Genomic DNA, 17,803 nt, shown 5'->3' with positions numbered 1-17,803 from the left:
CGCGCGTGCCCGGTGGCGCCCGCAACGTGCAGGACATCTACCCGCTCACGCCCCTCCAGGAGGGCATGCTGTTCCACCACCTGTGGAGCACCGATGGCGACGCCTACACCGAGGGCTACGTCATCGCCTTCCCGTCGCGGGCGCGCATGGATCGCTTCACCGACGCGCTCGAGCAGGTGGTCGCGCGCCACGACGTCCTCCGCACCAGCATCGCGTGGGATGGGCTCGAGTCGCCGGTCCAGGTGGTGCAGCGGCGCGCTGCGCTCCCCGTCGAGATCCTCGATGTCGACGCGGCCTGCAGCGACGTCGCCCGGGAGCTCGAGCTGCGCTGCGGCGCCCAGCATCTCCGGCTGGACCTCGGACGCGCGCCGCTGCTGCGCTGCTACGCCGCGCACGATGTGTCCACGGGCCGCTGGCTGCTGAGCGTCGTCTTCCATCACATTGCGATCGACCACCTCGCGCTGGAGCTGCTCGTCGAGGAGACCTGGGCCATCGAGCAGGGCCGCGGCGCCGAGCTGCCGCCGCCGGCGCCGTTCCGTGCGTTCGTCGCGGAAGCTCGGCTCGGCGTGAGCGAGCAGGAGCATGCGGCGTTCTTCACGAAGCTGCTCGGCGACATCGACGAGACCACCGCGCCGTTCGGCCTGCTCGACGAGAAGGGCGACGGCAGCGCCGTGGCGGAGGCGACCGTCCAGCTGCCGCGCGCGCTAGCCAGCGCGATTCGCGCGTCGGCGCGCCGTCTCGGCGTGAGCCCGGCGAGCCTCGTCCACCTGGCCTGGGCCCTGGTCGCGGCGCGGACGACCGGCCGCAAGGACGTGGTGTTCGGCACCGTGCTGTTCGGTCGCATGCAGGCGGGCGTCGATGCAGGGCGCATGCTCGGCCTGCTCATGAACACGCTGCCGCTGCGGGTCAGCGTCGGCGACGAGGATGTCGGGCAGGCGGCGAAGACCGTCCACGCCCTGCTGGTGGACCTCATGCGCCACGAGCACGCGCCGCTGTCGCTCGCGATGCGCGCGAGCGGGGTCGCGGCGCCGGCGCCCCTGTTCACGTCGCTGCTCAACTATCGCTACAACGTCGAGGCCAAGAACAGCGGCGACCGCAGCGACGGCGTCGAGGTCCTCGCCAGCCACGAGCGCACCAACTACCCGTTGACGCTGTCGGTCGACGACCTGGGCCACGACTTCGCGCTGACCGCGCTGGTCAGCAAGCGCGTCGTGCCCGAACGGGTGTGCGCGTTCATGCAGACCGCGCTGGAGCGCCTGGTGGACGCCCTGGAACACCGTACGCCGCTCCGCCTCGTCGACGTGCTGCCGGAGGCCGAGCGCCTGGACGTTGTGGAGAGGTGGAACCAGACGCGAGCGTCGGCGAGCCGAGGGTGCGTGCACGAGCAGTTCGAGGCGCATGCGCGGCGAAACCCGGATGCGATCGCGTTGGTGCACGGAGCGGAGCGCGTGAGCTACGGCGCGCTGAACGCGGCGGCGAACCGCCTGGCGCATCACTTGCGCGGGATGGGGGTGGGGCCGGAGCAGCGGGTGGCGATCTGCCTGGAGCGCGGTGTGGGGCTGGTGACCGCGATCCTTGCGGTCCTCAAGGCGGGCGGTGCGTACGTGCCGCTCGATCCGGCCTACGCGTCGGAGCGGCTGGTGGCGACGCTGACCGACAGCGACCCTTCGGTGGTGCTCGTGGACGCGACGGGGCGCGTGGCGCTGGGGGAGCCAGCGTCGCGGTCGGCGCGGTGGGTCGATGTCGAGCAGGACGCGGCGCAGTGGGCGGAGGCGGCCGAGCACGATCCTGGGGTGGAAGTCTTGCCGAGCCACCTTGCATACGTGATCTACACGTCGGGTTCGACGGGGCGGCCCAAGGGCGTGATGGTCGAGCACGCGCAGGTGTCGCGGTTGTTCGCGAGCACCGAGGCGTGGTTCGGGTTCGACGAGCGAGACGTGTGGAGCCTGTTCCACTCGATCGGGTTCGCGGCTGGTCTCTCGCGTCCGCAAGGCCTTGGGTGTCGAGCTCGCGCTGAGCGACGTGTTCTTGCGCCCGGAGCTCGCCGCGCTCGCCGAGGCCGTCAGCCGCGCCGCGCGCGCGGCCCAGCACGCGATCCCCGTCGCGCAGCGCAGCGGGCCGCAGCCGCTGTCGCTGGCCCAGCGGCGACTCTGGTTCTTGAGCCAGATGGGCGGCGCGAGCGAGGCCTATCACATCAGCGGCGTGGTCGGGCTCCGCGGTGCGCTCGCCCGCGACGTCCTCCGCCGCGCGCTCCAGCGCATCGTCGAGCGCCACGAGGCCCTGCGCACCTGCTTCCAGGAGCTCGACGGCGAGCCGGTGCAAATCGTCCAGGACGCCGGGCTGGTCCTCGACGAGCGAGACCTTCGCGGCGAAAGCGACCCCGAGGCCGCCACACGCCGGTTGATCGAGTCGAACACGGCCCGCGCGTTCGATCTCACCCGCGAAATCCCGCTGCGTGTGCTGCTCGTGCAGCGCGCCGAGCACGAGCACGTGTTGCACGTGGTCATGCACCACATCGCCTCCGACGGCTGGTCGATCGGCGTGTTCGTGGACGAGCTGAGCCGGCTCTATCGCGCGTTCCTCGCCGGGCAACCCGACCCGCTGCCTCCGCTCGCGATCCAGTACGCCGACTACGCGGCCTGGCAGCGACGCTGGCTCGGCCACGGCGAGCTCGAGGCGCAGACAGCGTACTGGCGCGAGAGCCTGCAGGGCGCGCCGGTCCTCCTGGAGCTGCCCATCGACCGGCAGCGCCCCGCGCGGCAGGATCACGCAGGCGCCGCGGTCGACCTCGCGCTCGACGCCGCGCTGACGGCGCGGATCCAGGCGGCGGCGCAGCGCCACGGCGTGACGCCGTACGTGCTGCTGCTCTCCAGCTGGGCGGCGCTGCTGGGCCGGCTGTCCGGCCAGACCGACGTCGTGATCGGCAGCCCGGTCGCGGGCCGCAATCGGACCGAGGTCGAGCCTCTGATCGGCTTCTTCGTCAACACCCTTCCCCTGCGCATCGACCTGAACGGCGAACCCACGGTACGCGAGCTCGTGGCGCGCACCCGCGACCGGGTGCTGGCTGGGCAGGCTCACCAGGACCTGCCTTTCGACCAGATCGTCGAGGCCGTGAACCCGCCGCGCAGCCTCGCGCACACGCCGCTCTTTCAGGTGATGTTCGCCTGGCAGAACACCGCCGACGCGGCGCTCGAGATGCCGGGCCTCGAGCTCTCGGAGCTGCACGTGGCGCAGCCGACCGCTCAGCTCGACTTGACGCTGACGCTGCACGAGGGCCCCGCGGGCATCACCGGTGATCTGAGCTATGCGACGGCGCTCTTCGATCACGAGACGGCAGAGCGCATCCGCGGCCAGTGGCTCACGCTGCTCGAGGCCATGCTCGCCGATGAAGAGCGGCCGGTCAGCGCACTGCCGCTCCTGTCCGAGCGCGAGCGCCGCGCGCTGCTCGTCGACTGGAACACGATGGCCGAGGTGCCGGCGCTGGACTGCCTCCACGAGCGATTCGAGGCGCAGGTCCGGCAGAGGCCCGACGCCATCGCCCTGACGCACGGCCCGGCGCAGCTCACCTATCGCGCGCTCAACGAACGCGCGAACCGGCTCGCCCATCACCTGAGGGCGCTGGGGATCGGGCCGGACCGCCTGGTCGCGATCTGCGTCGATCGCGGCCTCGACATGGTCACCGCCCTCCTCGCCGCGCTCAAGGCCGGCGGCGCCTACGTGCCGCTCGATCCGGCGTACGCGTCCGAGCGGCTCGGCGCCACGCTCGCCGACTGCGCGCCAGCCGTGCTGCTGGTCGACGCGGTGGGGCGCGAGGCGCTGGGGGCGTTCACGCCGGGCCCCACGCACGTGATCGACCTCGACCGTGACGCCGCAACCTGGGCTGATGCGCCCGACAGCGACCTCGAACGTGGCTCCACCGGCGTGGCGCCGAACCACCTCGCGTACGTCATCTACACGTCGGGATCGACCGGGAGGCCCAAGGGCGTCATGGTCGAGCACGCCCACGTCGTGCGTCTGTTCGACGCCACCGAGGCGTGGTTTCACTTCGACGACCACGACGTGTGGACGCTGTTCCACTCGTTCTCGTTCGACTTCTCGGTGTGGGAGATCTGGGGTGCGCTCCTGTACGGCGGCCGGCTGGTCATCGTGCCGGCGGCGGTCGCCCGCTCGCCCCGCCACATGGTCGAGCTGATCTGCGACGAGGGCGTGACCGTGCTCAACCAGACGCCGAGCGCCTTCCAGCAGCTCATGGCGGCCGAGGCGGAGTGCGGGCGCGCGAACCGGCTGCGCACCATCATCTTCGGCGGCGAGGCGCTCGAGCTGCGCACGCTGCGGCCGTGGTATGCGCGCCACGAGCGCGGCCCGCGGCTCGTCAACATGTACGGGATCACGGAGACCACCGTGCACGTGACGTACCGCCCGCTTGAGGCCGAGGACGCGCTTCGGCCGGGACCGAGCCCGATCGGCGTGCGCATCCCCGATCTGCAGCTGCACATCCTCGACGGACATCGCCAGCCGGTGCCGGTCGGCGTGACCGGCGAGCTCTACGTCGGCGGCGCCGGCGTGGCACGCGGCTACCTGGGCCAGCCCGAGCTCACCGCCGAGCGTTTCCTCGAAAACCCGTTCCCCGGCGGCGGCCGGCTGTACCGCACCGGCGACCTGGCGCGCCGGCTGCCCGACGGCAGCGTCGAGTACCTGGGCCGCAACGACTTCCAGGTCAAGATCCGCGGCTTCCGCGTCGAGCTCGGCGAAATCGAGGCGTGCCTGTCGCGCGCCCCGGGCGTGCGCGACGTGGTCGTCGTCGCGCGCGAGGACGAGCCGGGCGACAAGCGCCTCGTCGCGTATTTCACCGCCAGCGGCGAATCCGCGCCAGACGCCGAGCTGCTCCGGCGGCACGCCGCGCAGTCGCTGCCGCCGTACATGGTCCCGGCCGCCTATCTTCACCTGGAGGCGCTGCCGCTCACGGGCAACGGCAAGCTCGATCGCAAGGCGCTGCCGGCTCCGCAAGCGGGCTCGTACGTGCGGCGTGCGTACGAGGAGCCGCGCGGGCGGATCGAGGTGCTGCTCGCGGACCTGTGGTCGGAGCTGCTCAAGGTCGAGCGCGTGGGACGCCGTGACGACTTCTTCGCGCTCGGCGGTCACTCGCTGCTCGCCGTACAGCTGGTGTCCAGGGTGCGCCGCGCGCTCGACATCGAGATCTCGCTCGCCGTCGTGTTCGAGCACCCCGAGCTCGCCCGGCTCGCGGAGCGCCTGAACGAAGCGGCGACCTCGCGGTTGCCCGCGTTCGTGCCGCTGACCGACGATGAGCGCCGAGAGCCCCAGCCGCTCTCGCTGGCGCAGCAGCGGCTGTGGTTCTTGACCCGGCTCGACGGCGCGAGCGACGCCTATCACATCGGCGGCGCAGTGCGCCTGCGTGGCGCGCTCGACCGCGAGGCGCTGCGCCGGTCGCTGCAGCGGATCGTCGAGCGCCACGAGGCGCTGCGCACCACGTTCGAGCGGATCGACGGGCAGCCGAGGCAGGTGGTGCGGCGCGATGCGGTGCTCCCCTGGCAGGAGCGCGAGCTCGCCGCCGAGGCCTACCCCGACCGCGAGGCTGCGGCCCTCTCGATGTGCAGCGCGCACGAGTCCGCGGCGTTCGATCTCGAGCGCGATCTGCCGGTGCGCGCGCTGCTCGTGCGGCTGTCCGCCGACGACCACGTCCTGCATCTGGTGATGCATCACATCGCCGCCGACGGCTGGTCCATGGGGATCCTGCTCGGCGAGCTGACCGCGCTCTATCGCGCCCTGGCTCGCGGCGAGGCCGACCCGCTCCCGCCGCTGGCGATCCAGTACGTCGACCACGCGGTCTGGCAGCGTCGCTGGCTCGCCGCGGGCGAGCTCGAGGCCCAGGCCGAGTTCTGGCGCCGCAACCTGGCCGGCGCGCCGGCGCTGCTCGAGCTGCCGACCGACCAGCCGCGGGTCGAGCGCAGCCACGCCGGAGCCAACGTCGATGTTCAGCTCGGCGCCGCGCTGAGCCATCGGCTGGTTGCGCTGTGCCGGCGCCACGGCGTGACGCCGTACATGGCGCTGCTCGCCAGCTGGGCCGCGACGCTCGGCCGGCTCGCGAACCAGGAAGACGTGGTGATCGGCAGCCCGGTCGCCGGCCGCAGCCGGACGGAGCTCGAGCCGCTGATCGGCTTCTTCGTCAACACGCTCGCCCTGCGCATCGACCTGCGCGGCGAACCGACGGTGGCCCAGCTGCTCGCGCGCACCCGCGCGCAGGTCCTGGCCGCGCAGGACCACCAGGACCTGCCGTTCGACCAGGTGGTCGAGGCGGTCAAGCCGCCGCGCAGCCTCGCGCATTCGCCCCTGTTCCAGGTCATGTTCGACCACCACGCCGCGCAGCCCGGCGGGCTCGAGCTGCCCGGCTTGCAGCTGTCGAGCGTCGAGCGGCCAGCGGCGACGGCCCGGTTCGACCTGTCGCTGACCCTCGAGGAGGGCGACGCCGGGATCACCGGCTCTCTGGTCTACGCGACGGCGCTGTTCGAGCGCGCCACGGTGGAGCGCATCGTGGCGCACTGGACGACCTTGCTCGAGGCCATGGCGGCTGGCGACGACCGTCGTGTCGCGGAGCTCCCGGTGCTGAGCGAGGCGCAGCGCCGGCAGATCCTGGTCGAATGGAACGACACCGCCGGGGACTATCCGCGCGCGCAGTGCCTGCACGAGCTGTTCGAGGATCAGGCGCGGCGCACGCCGGACGCGACGGCGCTCGTCGCGGGCGAGCAGTCGCTGAGCTTCGCCGAGCTCGACGCGCGGGCCAGCCGGCTCGCGCGATCGCTGCGCGCGCGGGGCGTCGGTCCCGACGTGCTCGTCGCGGTCTGCGCCGAGCGCGGCATCGCGATGGTGGTCGGCTTCCTCGGGGTGCTCAAGGCCGGCGGCGCGTACATCCCGGTGGATCCGCACCACCCCGTCGCGTGGCTCGCGGAGATGCTCGAGGAGGCCGCGCCGCGCGTGGTGCTGACCGAGGCGGCGTGGCAGGCGCGCTTGCCCGCCGCGCAGGCGGACGTCGTCCTGCTCGCTCCGGGCGGCGAGCTCGTCGAGGACGTCGACCGCTCGGCCGACGCTGGCGAGCTCGACCCGCGCGCCCTCGGGCTGACCCCCCGGCACCTGGCGTACGTCATGTTCACGTCCGGATCGACCGGGCGGCCCAAGGGGGTCATGGTCGAGCACCGCGGGATCGTGAACTACACGGCCCACATGATCCGGCAGCAGGATCTGGCGAGCGGCGATGGCTCCCTCATCCTCACCTCGCTCAGCTTCGACCTCGCGCTCACCGGGCTCTACCCGCCGCTCTTGTGCGGCAAGACCGTGCGCCTCGGCACACCGGGCAACGACGTGGAGGCGTGGCGTCGCCAGCTCCTCTCGTGCTCCAACCTCGCGCCGCTCAAGCTGACACCGTCGCACCTGGCGCTGCTGCAGCAGGTGATCCCGGCGGAGGCGCTGGCTGGCCGGATCCGCACGCTCGTGCTGGGCGGCGAACCGCTGCGCGGCGCCGCGCTGCGCTGGTGGCGCGAGCACGCGCCCGACATGCGGATCTTCAACAACTACGGACCGACGGAGATCTCGGTCGCCTGCACCGCCCAGGAGGTCGCCGATCCGCTGCCCGCGTCGGTGCCGCTCGGACGGCCCATCACCAACGCGCGGATCTACATCCTCGATGCCCGCGGCGAGCCCGTACCGGTCGGCGTGGCCGGCGAGCTCCACGTCGGCGGCGTGGGCGTGGCGCGCGGCTACGTCAACCGCCCGGAGCTGACCCGCGAGCGGTTCCTGCCAGATCCGTTCGCCGCCGAGCCCGACGCCCGGATGTACCGCACCGGCGACGTCGCGCGCTGGCGCCCCGACGGCACCATCGAATACCTCGGGCGCAACGATCACCAGGTCAAGATCCGCGGCTACCGCGTCGAGCTCGGCGAGATCGAGACCGCGCTGCGCGCGCAGGACGGCGTCGACGAGGTGGTTGTGGTGGCGCGCGAGGACGCGCCGGGCGACCTCCGCCTCGTCGCCTACCTCACGGGCGCGCCGGTGTCGCCGGAGGCGCTGCGGCAGCACGCGAGCGATCGTCTGCCGTCCTACATGGTGCCGTCGGCGTTCGTGCACCTCGCGGCGCTGCCGCTCACGGCCAACGGCAAGATCGATCGCGCGGCGCTGCCGGCGCCGGACGGGCAGGCCTCGACCCGCGCCTACGAGGCGCCGCGCGGCGAGAAGGAGGAGCGGCTGGCCCGGATCTGGGCCGAGCTGCTCAAGCTCGAGCAGGTCGGGCGCAACGACAACTTCTTCGAGCTCGGCGGACACTCGCTCTTGGCCGTGAGCCTCATCGAGCGCATGCGCGCCGAGCGGCTGCACGCCGACGTGCGCGCGGTGTTCCTGGCATCGAACCTGGCCGAGCTCGCCCAGCGGGCCGGCACCGAGCGCCAGGAGGTCGCGCTGCCGGACAACCTCGTCACCCCCGGGGCGACGCGCATCACCCCGGAGATGCTGACCCTGGTCCGCCTCGATCAGGAGGCGATCGACAGCATCGTCGCGGGCGTCGACGGCGGCGCGGCCAACGTGGCCGACATCTACCCGCTCGCGCCGCTCCAGGAGGGGATGCTGTTCCACCACCTGCTCGACGACAGCAGCGACGCGTACGTCGAATCGCACCTGCTCGCGTTCCCGACCCGAGCCGGGCTCGATCGCTTCGTCGCCGCGCTCGATCGCGTGATCGCTCGCCACGACATCCTGCGCACCGGCATCGCCTGGCGCGGGCTCGATCAGCCCGTCCAGGTCGTGCGCCGGCAGGCGAAGCTGCCGGTCGAGCTCGTCGCGCTCGATCCGCGCGAGGGCGACATCGCGACCCAGCTCGCCGCGCGCTGCGATCCGCGGCGCGTGCGGCTCGACATCAGCCAGGCGCCGCTCCTGCGCTGCCACATCGCGAGCGACGAGGCGAACGGCCGCTGGGTGATGAGCGTGCTGTCGCATCACCTCGTGGTCGATCACACGACCCTCGATCTGCTCGTCCACGAGGCGAAGGCCTTCTTGCGCGGCGAGGGCGACCGCCTGCCGCCGCCGGTGCCGTTCCGCACGTTCGTGGCCCAGGCGCGCCTGGGCGTCAGCCAGGACGAGCACCGTGCGTTCTTCGCGCGGATGCTTGGCGACATCGACGAGCCGACCGCGCCCTTCGGGCTCGTCGACGTGCGCGGCGACGGCCGGGGCATCGGCGAGGCGCACGAGCTTCTGCCGGCCGAGCTCGCCCTGGCCGTCCGACGCCAGGCGCGGCGGCTCCGGGTCAGCCCCGCGAGCCTCATGCACCTGGCGTGGGCCATGGTGCTGGCCCGGACGACCGGCCGCGAGCCGGTGGTGTTCGGCACCGTGCTGTTCGGCCGGATGCAGGGCGGCGCCCACGCCGATCGCGGCCTGGGCCTGTTCATGAACACGCTGCCGGTGCGGCTCGGTGTCGGCGAGCGCGGCGTCGCCGAGAGCGTGGCCGCGACCCACGCGCTGCTCGTCGACCTGCTCCGCCACGAGCACGCCCCGCTCGTGCTGGCGCAGCGGGCGAGCGCCGTGCCGGCGGAGGCGCCGCTCTTCACGTCGCTCCTCAACTACCGCTACACGATCGAGGATGCCGCGCCAGAGGCGCCGACGGCGGGCGATGCGAGCGAAGACCGCATCGAGCTGCTGTCCGCCGAGGAGCGGACCAACTACCCGCTCGTGATGTCGGTGGATGATCTCGGCGAGGGCTTCGCGCTCACCGCTCACGTGCGCGAGCCGATCGAGCCCGCGCGCGTCTGCGCCTTCATGCGCACGGCCGTGGAGGCGGTCGTGCACGCGCTCGAGCGCGGAGGCGACGCGGCCCTGTGCGAGCTCGACGTGCTGCCGGCGGCGGAGCGCGCGCAGGTCGTCACTGCCTGGAACGCGACGGCGCGGGACTACCGACAGGATCTGTGCGTGCACGAGCTGTTCGAGGCCCAGGCGCGGCGAACGCCGGACGCGATCGCGGTGATCGCGGGCGAGGCCCGCGCGACCTACCGCGAGCTCGACGAGCGCGCGAACCGGCTCGCCCACCTGCTCCGCGTCCGCGGCGTGGGCCCGGACGGCCTGGTCGGCGTGGCTGTCGACCGCGGCATCGATCTGCTCGTGGCGGTGCTCGGAACGCTGAAGGCGGGCGGGGCCTACGTCCCGCTCGATCCGAGCTATCCGCGCGAGCGGCTCGCGACCATGCTCGCCGACGCCCGGCCGAGCCAGCTCGTCACCCAGACCGCGATCGCGGCGAGCCTGCCGGCCACCTCCGCGGCGCTCGTGCTGCTCGACGCGCCGGGCGCGCTCGACGGGTATCCCAGCGGTCGCCCGGAGCGCGCGGAGCTGACTTCGCGCCACCTCGCGTACGTCATCTACACGTCCGGATCGACCGGCCAGCCCAAGGGCGTGATGGTCGAGCACCGCAGCGTCGTGAACTTCCTGGCCACCATGCAGGACGCTCCCGGCATCACCGCCGAGGACGTGCTGCTCGGCGTGACCTCGCTGTCGTTCGACATCGCCGGGCTCGAGCTGTACCTGCCGCTGTCGTGCGGCGCGACCGTGGTGGTCGCCACCCGCGAGCAGGCAGGTGACCCGGCGGCGCTGCATGCGCTGATCGAGGCCCACGGCGTATCGATCCTGCAAGCGACGCCCTCGACCTGGCGCATGCTCGCGCAGCACAGCTGGCCTGCGCGGTGCCGCTCGCTCAAGGTGCTGTGCGGCGGTGAGGCGTTGCCGCCGAGCCTGGCCGCGGAGCTCCTCGGCGGCGTGCCAGAGCTGTGGAACCTGTACGGTCCGACCGAGACGACCATCTGGTCGACCCTGAGCCGCCTCACCGAGCCGGTTCCGCACATCGGCCGACCGATCGCCAACACGCAGGTCTACGTGCTCGACGCGCAGCGCCGCCCCGTGCCCATCGGCGTACCCGGTGAGCTCTATATCGGCGGCGATGGCGTGGCGCGCGGCTACCTCCATCGCGAGGAGCTGACCGCAGAGCGCTTCGTGTCCGATCCGTTCGCGCCGGCCGGACGCCTGTACCGCACTGGCGACCTCGTCCGCTGGCTCCCGGACGGCGACCTCGAGTACCTCGGGCGCAACGATTTCCAGGTCAAGCTGCGCGGCTTCCGCATCGAGCTCGGCGAGATCGAGGCGCGGCTGGCCGAGGTCGACGATGTCCGTGAGGTCGTCGTGGTGGCGCGCGAGGACGTGCCGGGCGACGCGCGCCTGGTCGCCTATTACACGGCGCCGGCCTCCCGTACCGACGCGCTCCGGCAGCATGCCGCCGCGAGCCTCCCTGGCTACATGATGCCGGCGGCCTTCGTGCACCTGTCGGCGATGCCGCTCACCGCGAACGGCAAGATCGATCGCAAGGCGCTGCCCGCCCCGGAGACCAGCTCGCCGGTGCGGCGTCACGACGAGGCGCCGCGCGGCCAGATCGAGCAGATGCTCGCGGGGCTCTGGGCCGATCTGCTCCAGGTGCCGGACGTGACCCGCCACGACAACTTCTTCGAGCTCGGCGGCCACTCCCTGCTCGCCGTGCAGATGGTGTCACGGCTTCGCCGGATGCTCGACGTCGAGGTCCCGCTCGCCCACGTCTTCGAGCACCCGCGGCTGAGCGCGCTGGCCGAGCGGCTGAGCGACGCTGCCCGCTCGCAGGTCGACGCGATCACGCCGATCGAGCGTGGCGGACCGCTGCCGCTCTCGCTGGCGCAGAAGCGCCTGTGGATCCTCGACCGGCTGTCCGAAGGCCGCCAGGCGCACCACCTCCACGGCGGCATCCGGCTGCGCGGTCCGCTCGATCGCGAGGCGCTCGCCTGGGCGCTCGCGCGGATCGTCAAGCGTCACGAGGCGCTGCGCACCTGCTTCCGCGTCGTCGACGGGGAGCCCGTGCAGATCGTGCGGCCCGAGGCCGAGGCCGAGCTGGTCGTGGTCGCGCGCGATCTGCGCGGGCGGCGCGACATCGAGGCCACGACGCTGCAGCTCGCGAGCGCTCACATCGCGGCGCGGTTCGACCTCGAGCGCGACCTGCCGATGCGGGCGATGCTCATGCGCGTCGCTGACGACGAGCACGTGCTGCACATCGTGACGCACCACATCGTGTCGGATGGTTGGTCGATGGGCGTGCTGCTCGACGAGCTCAGCGCCCTGTACAACGCGCACCGCAAGGGGGCGCCCGACCCCCTGCCCGCCCTTTCGGTCCAGTACGCCGACTACGCCGCCTGGCAGCGCCGTTGGCTGGAGCGCGGCGAGCTGGAAAACCAGGTCGAGTTCTGGCGCCGCAACCTCGACGGCGCGCCGACGCTGCTCACGCTGCCGACCGATCGACCTCGCCCGGCCCAGCAGGACCACGGTGGCGACACCGTCGCCGTGCGGCTGCCCGTCGAGCTCGCCGATCAGCTCCGGGCGCTCGGCCGGCGCCACGGCGTGACCCTGTACATGACCATCCTGGCGAGCTGGGCCGTGACGCTGGGGCGGCTCGCCGGCCAAGACGACGTGGTGATCGGCACCCCGGTCGCGGGCCGGACCCGGGCCGAGATCGAGCCGCTGATCGGCTTCTTCGTCAACACCCTGGCGATGCGCATCGACCTCGCCGGCGATCCGACGCTCGCCCAGCTGCTCGCGCGGACGCGGGCCCAGGTGCTTGCGACCCAGCGTCACCAGGATCTGTCGTTCGATCAAGTGGTCGAGGTGGTGAAGCCACCGCGCAGCCTCTCGCACTCGCCGATCTTCCAGGTCCTGTTCGCATGGCAGAACACGCCCGCTGGCGCGCTCGCGCTCGACGGCCTCGAGCTGGCGAGCTTCGAGGTGCCCCAGTCGTCGTCGCAGTTCGATCTGCGCCTTTCGCTCTACGAGACCGAGTCCGGGATCGAGGGTACGCTGAGCTACGCGACCGCCTTGTTCGAGCGCGCCACGGCGGAGCGCTTCGCCGCGATGTTCGAGCGGTCGCTGCGCGCGGCGGTGGCCAGCGGCGCCGACACGCGGCCCATCGAACGACTGTCGCTGCTCGACGCCGCGGAGCGCACGCAGGTGGTCACGACCTGGAACGAGACCCGCGCTCCGTACCCGGATGACCGCTGCTTCCACGAGCTGTTCGAGGACCAGGTGGCCCGCACGCCGAACGCGGCGGCGCTGGTCTGGGATTCCGGGCAGCTCTCGTACAAAGAGCTCGACGAGCGCGCCAATCGACTCGCCCGCTACCTGCGCCGCCGCGGCGTGCGTGCCGAGTCGCGCGTGGCGGTCTGCATCGACCGCAGCCCCGACGTGATCGTCGCCCTGCTGGCGACGCTCAAGGCCGGCGGCGCCTACGTGCCGCTCGATCCGTCGTACCCGCCCGAGCGGCTGGCAACCATGCTGGCCGACAGCGCACCCAAGGTCGTGGTGGTCGACGCCATCGGCAAAGCCGCCGTCGGACCTCGGGCGGTGATCGACCTGTCGCGCGGCGACGCCGCATGGGCCAGCGAGCCAGCCGGCCCGCTCGACCGAGCCGAGGTCGGGGTCGGATCGAGGAGCCTCGCCTACCTCATCTACACCTCCGGTTCCACCGGCCAGCCCAAGGGCGTCCTGAACGAGCACCGCGGGCTTTGCAATCTGGTGACCGCCCAGAGCGCGATCTTCGGCGTCGACGAGATGAGCCGCGTGCTGCAATTCGCGGCATTCAGCTTCGACGCCAGCGTGTCGGAGGTCGGCATGGCGCTGGTCCGCGGCGCGAGCCTGCACGTGGTCTCGCGCGACGAGCTCATGCCCGGCACGGCGCTGTCGAGGACGCTCGCGCGCCACGGGATCACCCACGTCACGCTGCCGCCGTCCGCGCTCGCGCAGTGCGACCCCAAGCATTTCACGGCGACCACGCTGATCGTCGCGGGCGAGGCGATCGCGTTGCGCGAGGCGCAGCGCTGGTCGGCGCAGGTCAGGCTCTTCAACGCGTACGGCCCGACCGAGGCGGCGGTATGCGCGACGATCCACCGCTGCTCGCGCCTCGATGGCGCGACCGTGCCGATTGGACGGCCCATCCCCAACGCGCGGATCTACCTCCTCGATCGCTATCGCGAGCCAGTGCCGGTCGGCGTGATCGGCGAGATCTACATCGGCGGTGACGGCGTCGGGCGCGGCTACCTGAATCGCCCGGAGCTCACCGAGGAGCGCTTCCTCGACGATCCGTTGAGCGACCGCGCCGGCGACCGCATGTACCGCACCGGCGACCTCGGGCGCTGGCTGCCCGACGGCAGCGTCGAGTTCCTCGGGCGCAACGATCACCAGGTGAAGATCCGCGGCTTCCGTATCGAACCTGGTGAGATCGAGGCCGTGCTGGCCGAGGAGGAGGGCGTCGGCGAGGTGCTCGTGCTGGCACGCGAGGATCAGCCCGGCGACCTCCGGCTGGTCGCCTACTACACAGCGGAGCACCCGGTGCCGGTCGGCACGCTGCGCAGGCGCCTCGCCGACCGGTTGCCGGAGTACATGATCCCCTCGGCCTACGTGCACCTCGCCGGGTTTCCGCTGAGCGCGAACGGCAAGGTGGATCGCAAGGCGCTGCCGATCCCGGAAGTCGAGGCCTACGTCAGCCGCGCCTACCTACCGCCCCAGGGCGAGATCGAGCAGAGCGTGGCGGCGCTGTGGGCCGAGCTGCTGAATGTCGATCGGATCGGACGTCACGACAGCTTCTTCGATCTCGGGGGCCACTCGCTGCTCGCGGTGCAGATGCTGGCCCGGCTGCGCGAGATCGTCGATGCGGAGGTCGCGCTGCGCGAGCTGTTCGCCGCGCCCACGCTGCTCGAGCTCTGCGCCGTGGCCGCGCGCCGGACGCCGCTGCATCTACGCTCGAACCTCACGCCATTCCGCCGCGCCGGCACCAAAGGACCGGTGTTCTTCATCCACCCCGGCCCGGGCGAGATCGGCTACGTCACCGCGCTCCTTCCGGGCATCGACCCAGAGGTGCCAGTCTATGGGCTGTCGGCCATCGGCTACCTCGCCGGCGAGACGCCGCTCGAGACGATCGAGGCCATGGCGACCGCGTACGTCAGCGCCATCCGCGAGGTTCAGCCCCACGGGCCCTATCGCATCGTCGGCTGGTGCTTGGGCGGCAACGTCGGCTACGAGATGGCGCACCAGCTGCTCTCGGCTGGCGAGCGCGTCGAGTTCCTCGCCTTCCTCGATTCTCCCAGCAGCGGGCCGATCGACCCGTCGTGGCTGGCCACCGTGCTCAATCGGCTCCCCGATGACATCCCGGACGAGCTGCGCGCGAAGCTCGTCGAGCTCGACCGCGCGGGCGACGTGCGCGGCATGCTGCTGACCTCCCAGGCAGCCGGCTTCTTGCCCGTCAACCTGCCGATCGACGTCATCGAGCGCTACGTGACCGTCGCGCATGCCGTCAAGCACGCCAAGCTGCGCTACGTCCCGCCGCGACTCCCGATCACGATCACGCACTATCTCGCCGCGGAGCGTGATCCGGTGTGGACGATGGATGGGTGGGAGAAGGTGGCCCAGCGCGTGGTCTACGAGGAGGTCGGCGGCGACCACATGACGATGGTGCAGCCACCGCACGCCCGCGCCCTGGCCCGACGCATCTCCGAGGACATGGCGCGTGCCAGCGCGGAGCACCTCGCCGTCGAAGCTCGGCCCTCGCGCGTCGAAAAACACTCACGAGCCCACGCGGGCCCAAACATCTCTGAATGATGGAAGCAAGCCTTGACCGCAACCGCATGATCTCGCGGCGACGCCTGGCCGAGCTGTCTCGGCGCGACACCGCCCGGGTCCTCCGCGCGTTCGCGTTCGACTACGCGGTGATCGTGGCGGCGGTCGTGATCAGCGAACGGTTCTGGTCGCTGCCGCTCTACGTGGCGGCGGTGATCACCATCGCCGCGCGTCAGGTCGGGATGTTCTCGGTTGCGCTCCACGACGGCGCGCATGGCCTGCTCACGCGCGATCGGGCTCGCAATGACCGCCTCGCGCGGCGCTTGCTCGTGCCGAGCATCGTCTTCGACTTGCTCGAGTACCGTCCGATGCACTTCGACCATCACCGTCACGTCAACGCGCCGGACGACCCCGATCTCGACGAGTTCTCGAGCTGGTACGCCCTGCCGCCGTGGCGTCGGGCGCTCCAGCTCGCGGGCGCGCTGGTGGGCCTACGCCTGCTGGTGCCGCTGTGCCGGCTGGTGATCCGTGGCAACTGGCGGCAGCGCGCGCTCGCGATCGCGATCCCTGGCGCGCTGGTCGCCGGGGTGCTCCTGCCGGTGTGGCCGCTGCGGATCGTGGCGCTCTACTGGATGGTGCCGCTCGCGACCTGGGGAATGTTCATCAACCTGCTGCGCGCGGTCGCCGAGCACTACCCGCCGGGCACGGCGAACCGGCCGTCGGACGCGCCGCTGGTGATGCTGACCCGCGATGTCGTGCCCTCGCTGTTCGACAGCGCCTTCGTGGTCACGCGCAACGCCAACTACCACCTATCACACCATCTATTTCCCAGCGTTCCCTTCTTCCGGCTCCCCGAGCTGCACCGCGAGCTCGCCCGGAGCGAGCCGTTCCAGCGCCACGCGCATGTCACTCGCGGCTACCATCGAGCCCTGCTGGAAGTGGTGTTCGACCGCGCCCCGGCCGCAGCGTTCCAGAGAGGTGCAGCGCCATGATCCCGCTCGCAATCGGCTCGTTCGTCACCCTGATCGCGCTCGGGCTGTTCCGGCTGACCCGACAGTGGCTCGCCGAGCGCCGGCGGAGGCAGCGCATCGAGCGCGAGTTCTGGGCGCGGCAGAGCCGTGACGCCGTCTCGCGGTTGGTGTCGGGCGCCGCGGCGGCGATCCCCGCGCCGCTCGAGGTGCTGCAACAGCACGCCGCAGTGAGCAGCACGGTGCAGGCGATCGTCATCGCCCGCGAGCTCGGCATGCTGCGCTTCCTCGACGACCGTCCTGGGACGACCGCTGCCGAGCTGGCGGCCCACTTCGGCTTCGTGGAGCGCCCGGTGCGCGCGTGGGTCGAGCTCCTGGCCGCCGCGGGGGTCCTCGAGGGCCGCGACCAGGGTCTGGCGCTGACCGAGGCCGCGCGGTTCTACCTCTATCCCGAGAGCCCGTTCTTCGACAGCTCGCTGCCCGCCGCGTCGATCAGCCGCTCGCTCCTCCACACGCTGCGCTCGGGCAGCGCCGGCGGCTCCAAGGCGAAGTGGTCGGAAGGCAGCGCGCACCACGCCGCGCTATGGGGACCGGCCATGCACCGGTTCTCGTTTCCGCTCGGCTTCGCGCTCGATGCCTCGGGTCTGCTCGCGGGCCGTCGCGCGATCCTCGATGTCGCCGGCGGCATCGGCTCGATGTGCGTCGCGCTCGCGCTCCGCGACCCCACTCGGCAGCTCACGCTGCTCGAGCTGCCGGGCAGCGTGGACCTGGCGCGACAGCTGACCGACCGCTACGGCGTGGCCGATCGCGTGCGCTGCGTCGGCGGCGACATGTTCCAGGTCGCGTGGCCCGACGGCTTCGACGCCGTCCTGTTCACCAACATCTTCCACGACTGGAACGACGAGCGCTGTCTCGAGCTGGCGCGGCGCGCCTACGCCAGCCTGAAGCCGGGTGGTCTCGTGCTCGTGCAAGAGGCGCTGCTCGACGAGGATAGGCCCGGGCCGCTGTGGACCGCCCACTTCTCTCTCATGATGGCGCTCGACATGGAAGCGCGTCAGTTTCGCCCCTCGGAGCTGCGCGACCTGCTCGCCGAGGCCGGCTTCGTCGATCTCCGCGTCACGCCGCTGCTCGGATACAACAGCTCGGTAGTCGGTGCCCGGCCAGTCACCGGCTGA

The 17,803-nt window shown here is 71.9% G+C and carries 2 protein-coding genes and 1 pseudogene (1 of these 3 only partly in view); all 3 read left to right on the top strand.

Features of this window, described 5'->3' with window-relative positions; genetic code table 11:
• Positions 1 to 15,702, top strand: a pseudogene (locus tag WMF26_RS24725) (amino acid adenylation domain-containing protein); it begins 298 nt to the left of the window's first position.
• The gene (locus tag WMF26_RS24720) at positions 15,699 to 16,652 is read left to right on the top strand and encodes a fatty acid desaturase family protein (RefSeq protein WP_438002308.1); all 954 of its coding nucleotides are present in this window, start codon (positions 15,699 to 15,701) and stop codon (positions 16,650 to 16,652) included. The pseudogene WMF26_RS24725 and the gene WMF26_RS24720 overlap by 4 nt, the downstream one beginning before the upstream one ends.
• Positions 16,649 to 17,803, top strand: a complete 1,155-nt coding sequence (locus WMF26_RS24715; RefSeq protein ID WP_438002307.1) for a methyltransferase — start codon at positions 16,649 to 16,651, stop codon at positions 17,801 to 17,803. The genes WMF26_RS24720 and WMF26_RS24715 overlap by 4 nt, the downstream gene beginning before the upstream one ends.

The organism is Sorangium sp. So ce185 (genome assembly GCF_051526825.1).
GTDB lineage: Bacteria > Myxococcota_A > Polyangia > Polyangiales > Polyangiaceae > Sorangium > Sorangium cellulosum_D.
Note: the sequence above shows the minus strand (reverse complement) of the source record. Positions and strands in the feature narration are given on the sequence as shown.

Excerpts from the sequence above, each read along its gene's own strand:
- WMF26_RS24720 (WP_438002308.1), top strand. The coding sequence starts at position 15,699 with ATGATGGAAGCAAGCCTTGACCGCAACCGCATGATCTCGCGGCGACGC.
- WMF26_RS24715 (WP_438002307.1), top strand. The coding sequence starts at position 16,649 with ATGATCCCGCTCGCAATCGGCTCGTTCGTCACCCTGATCGCGCTCGGG.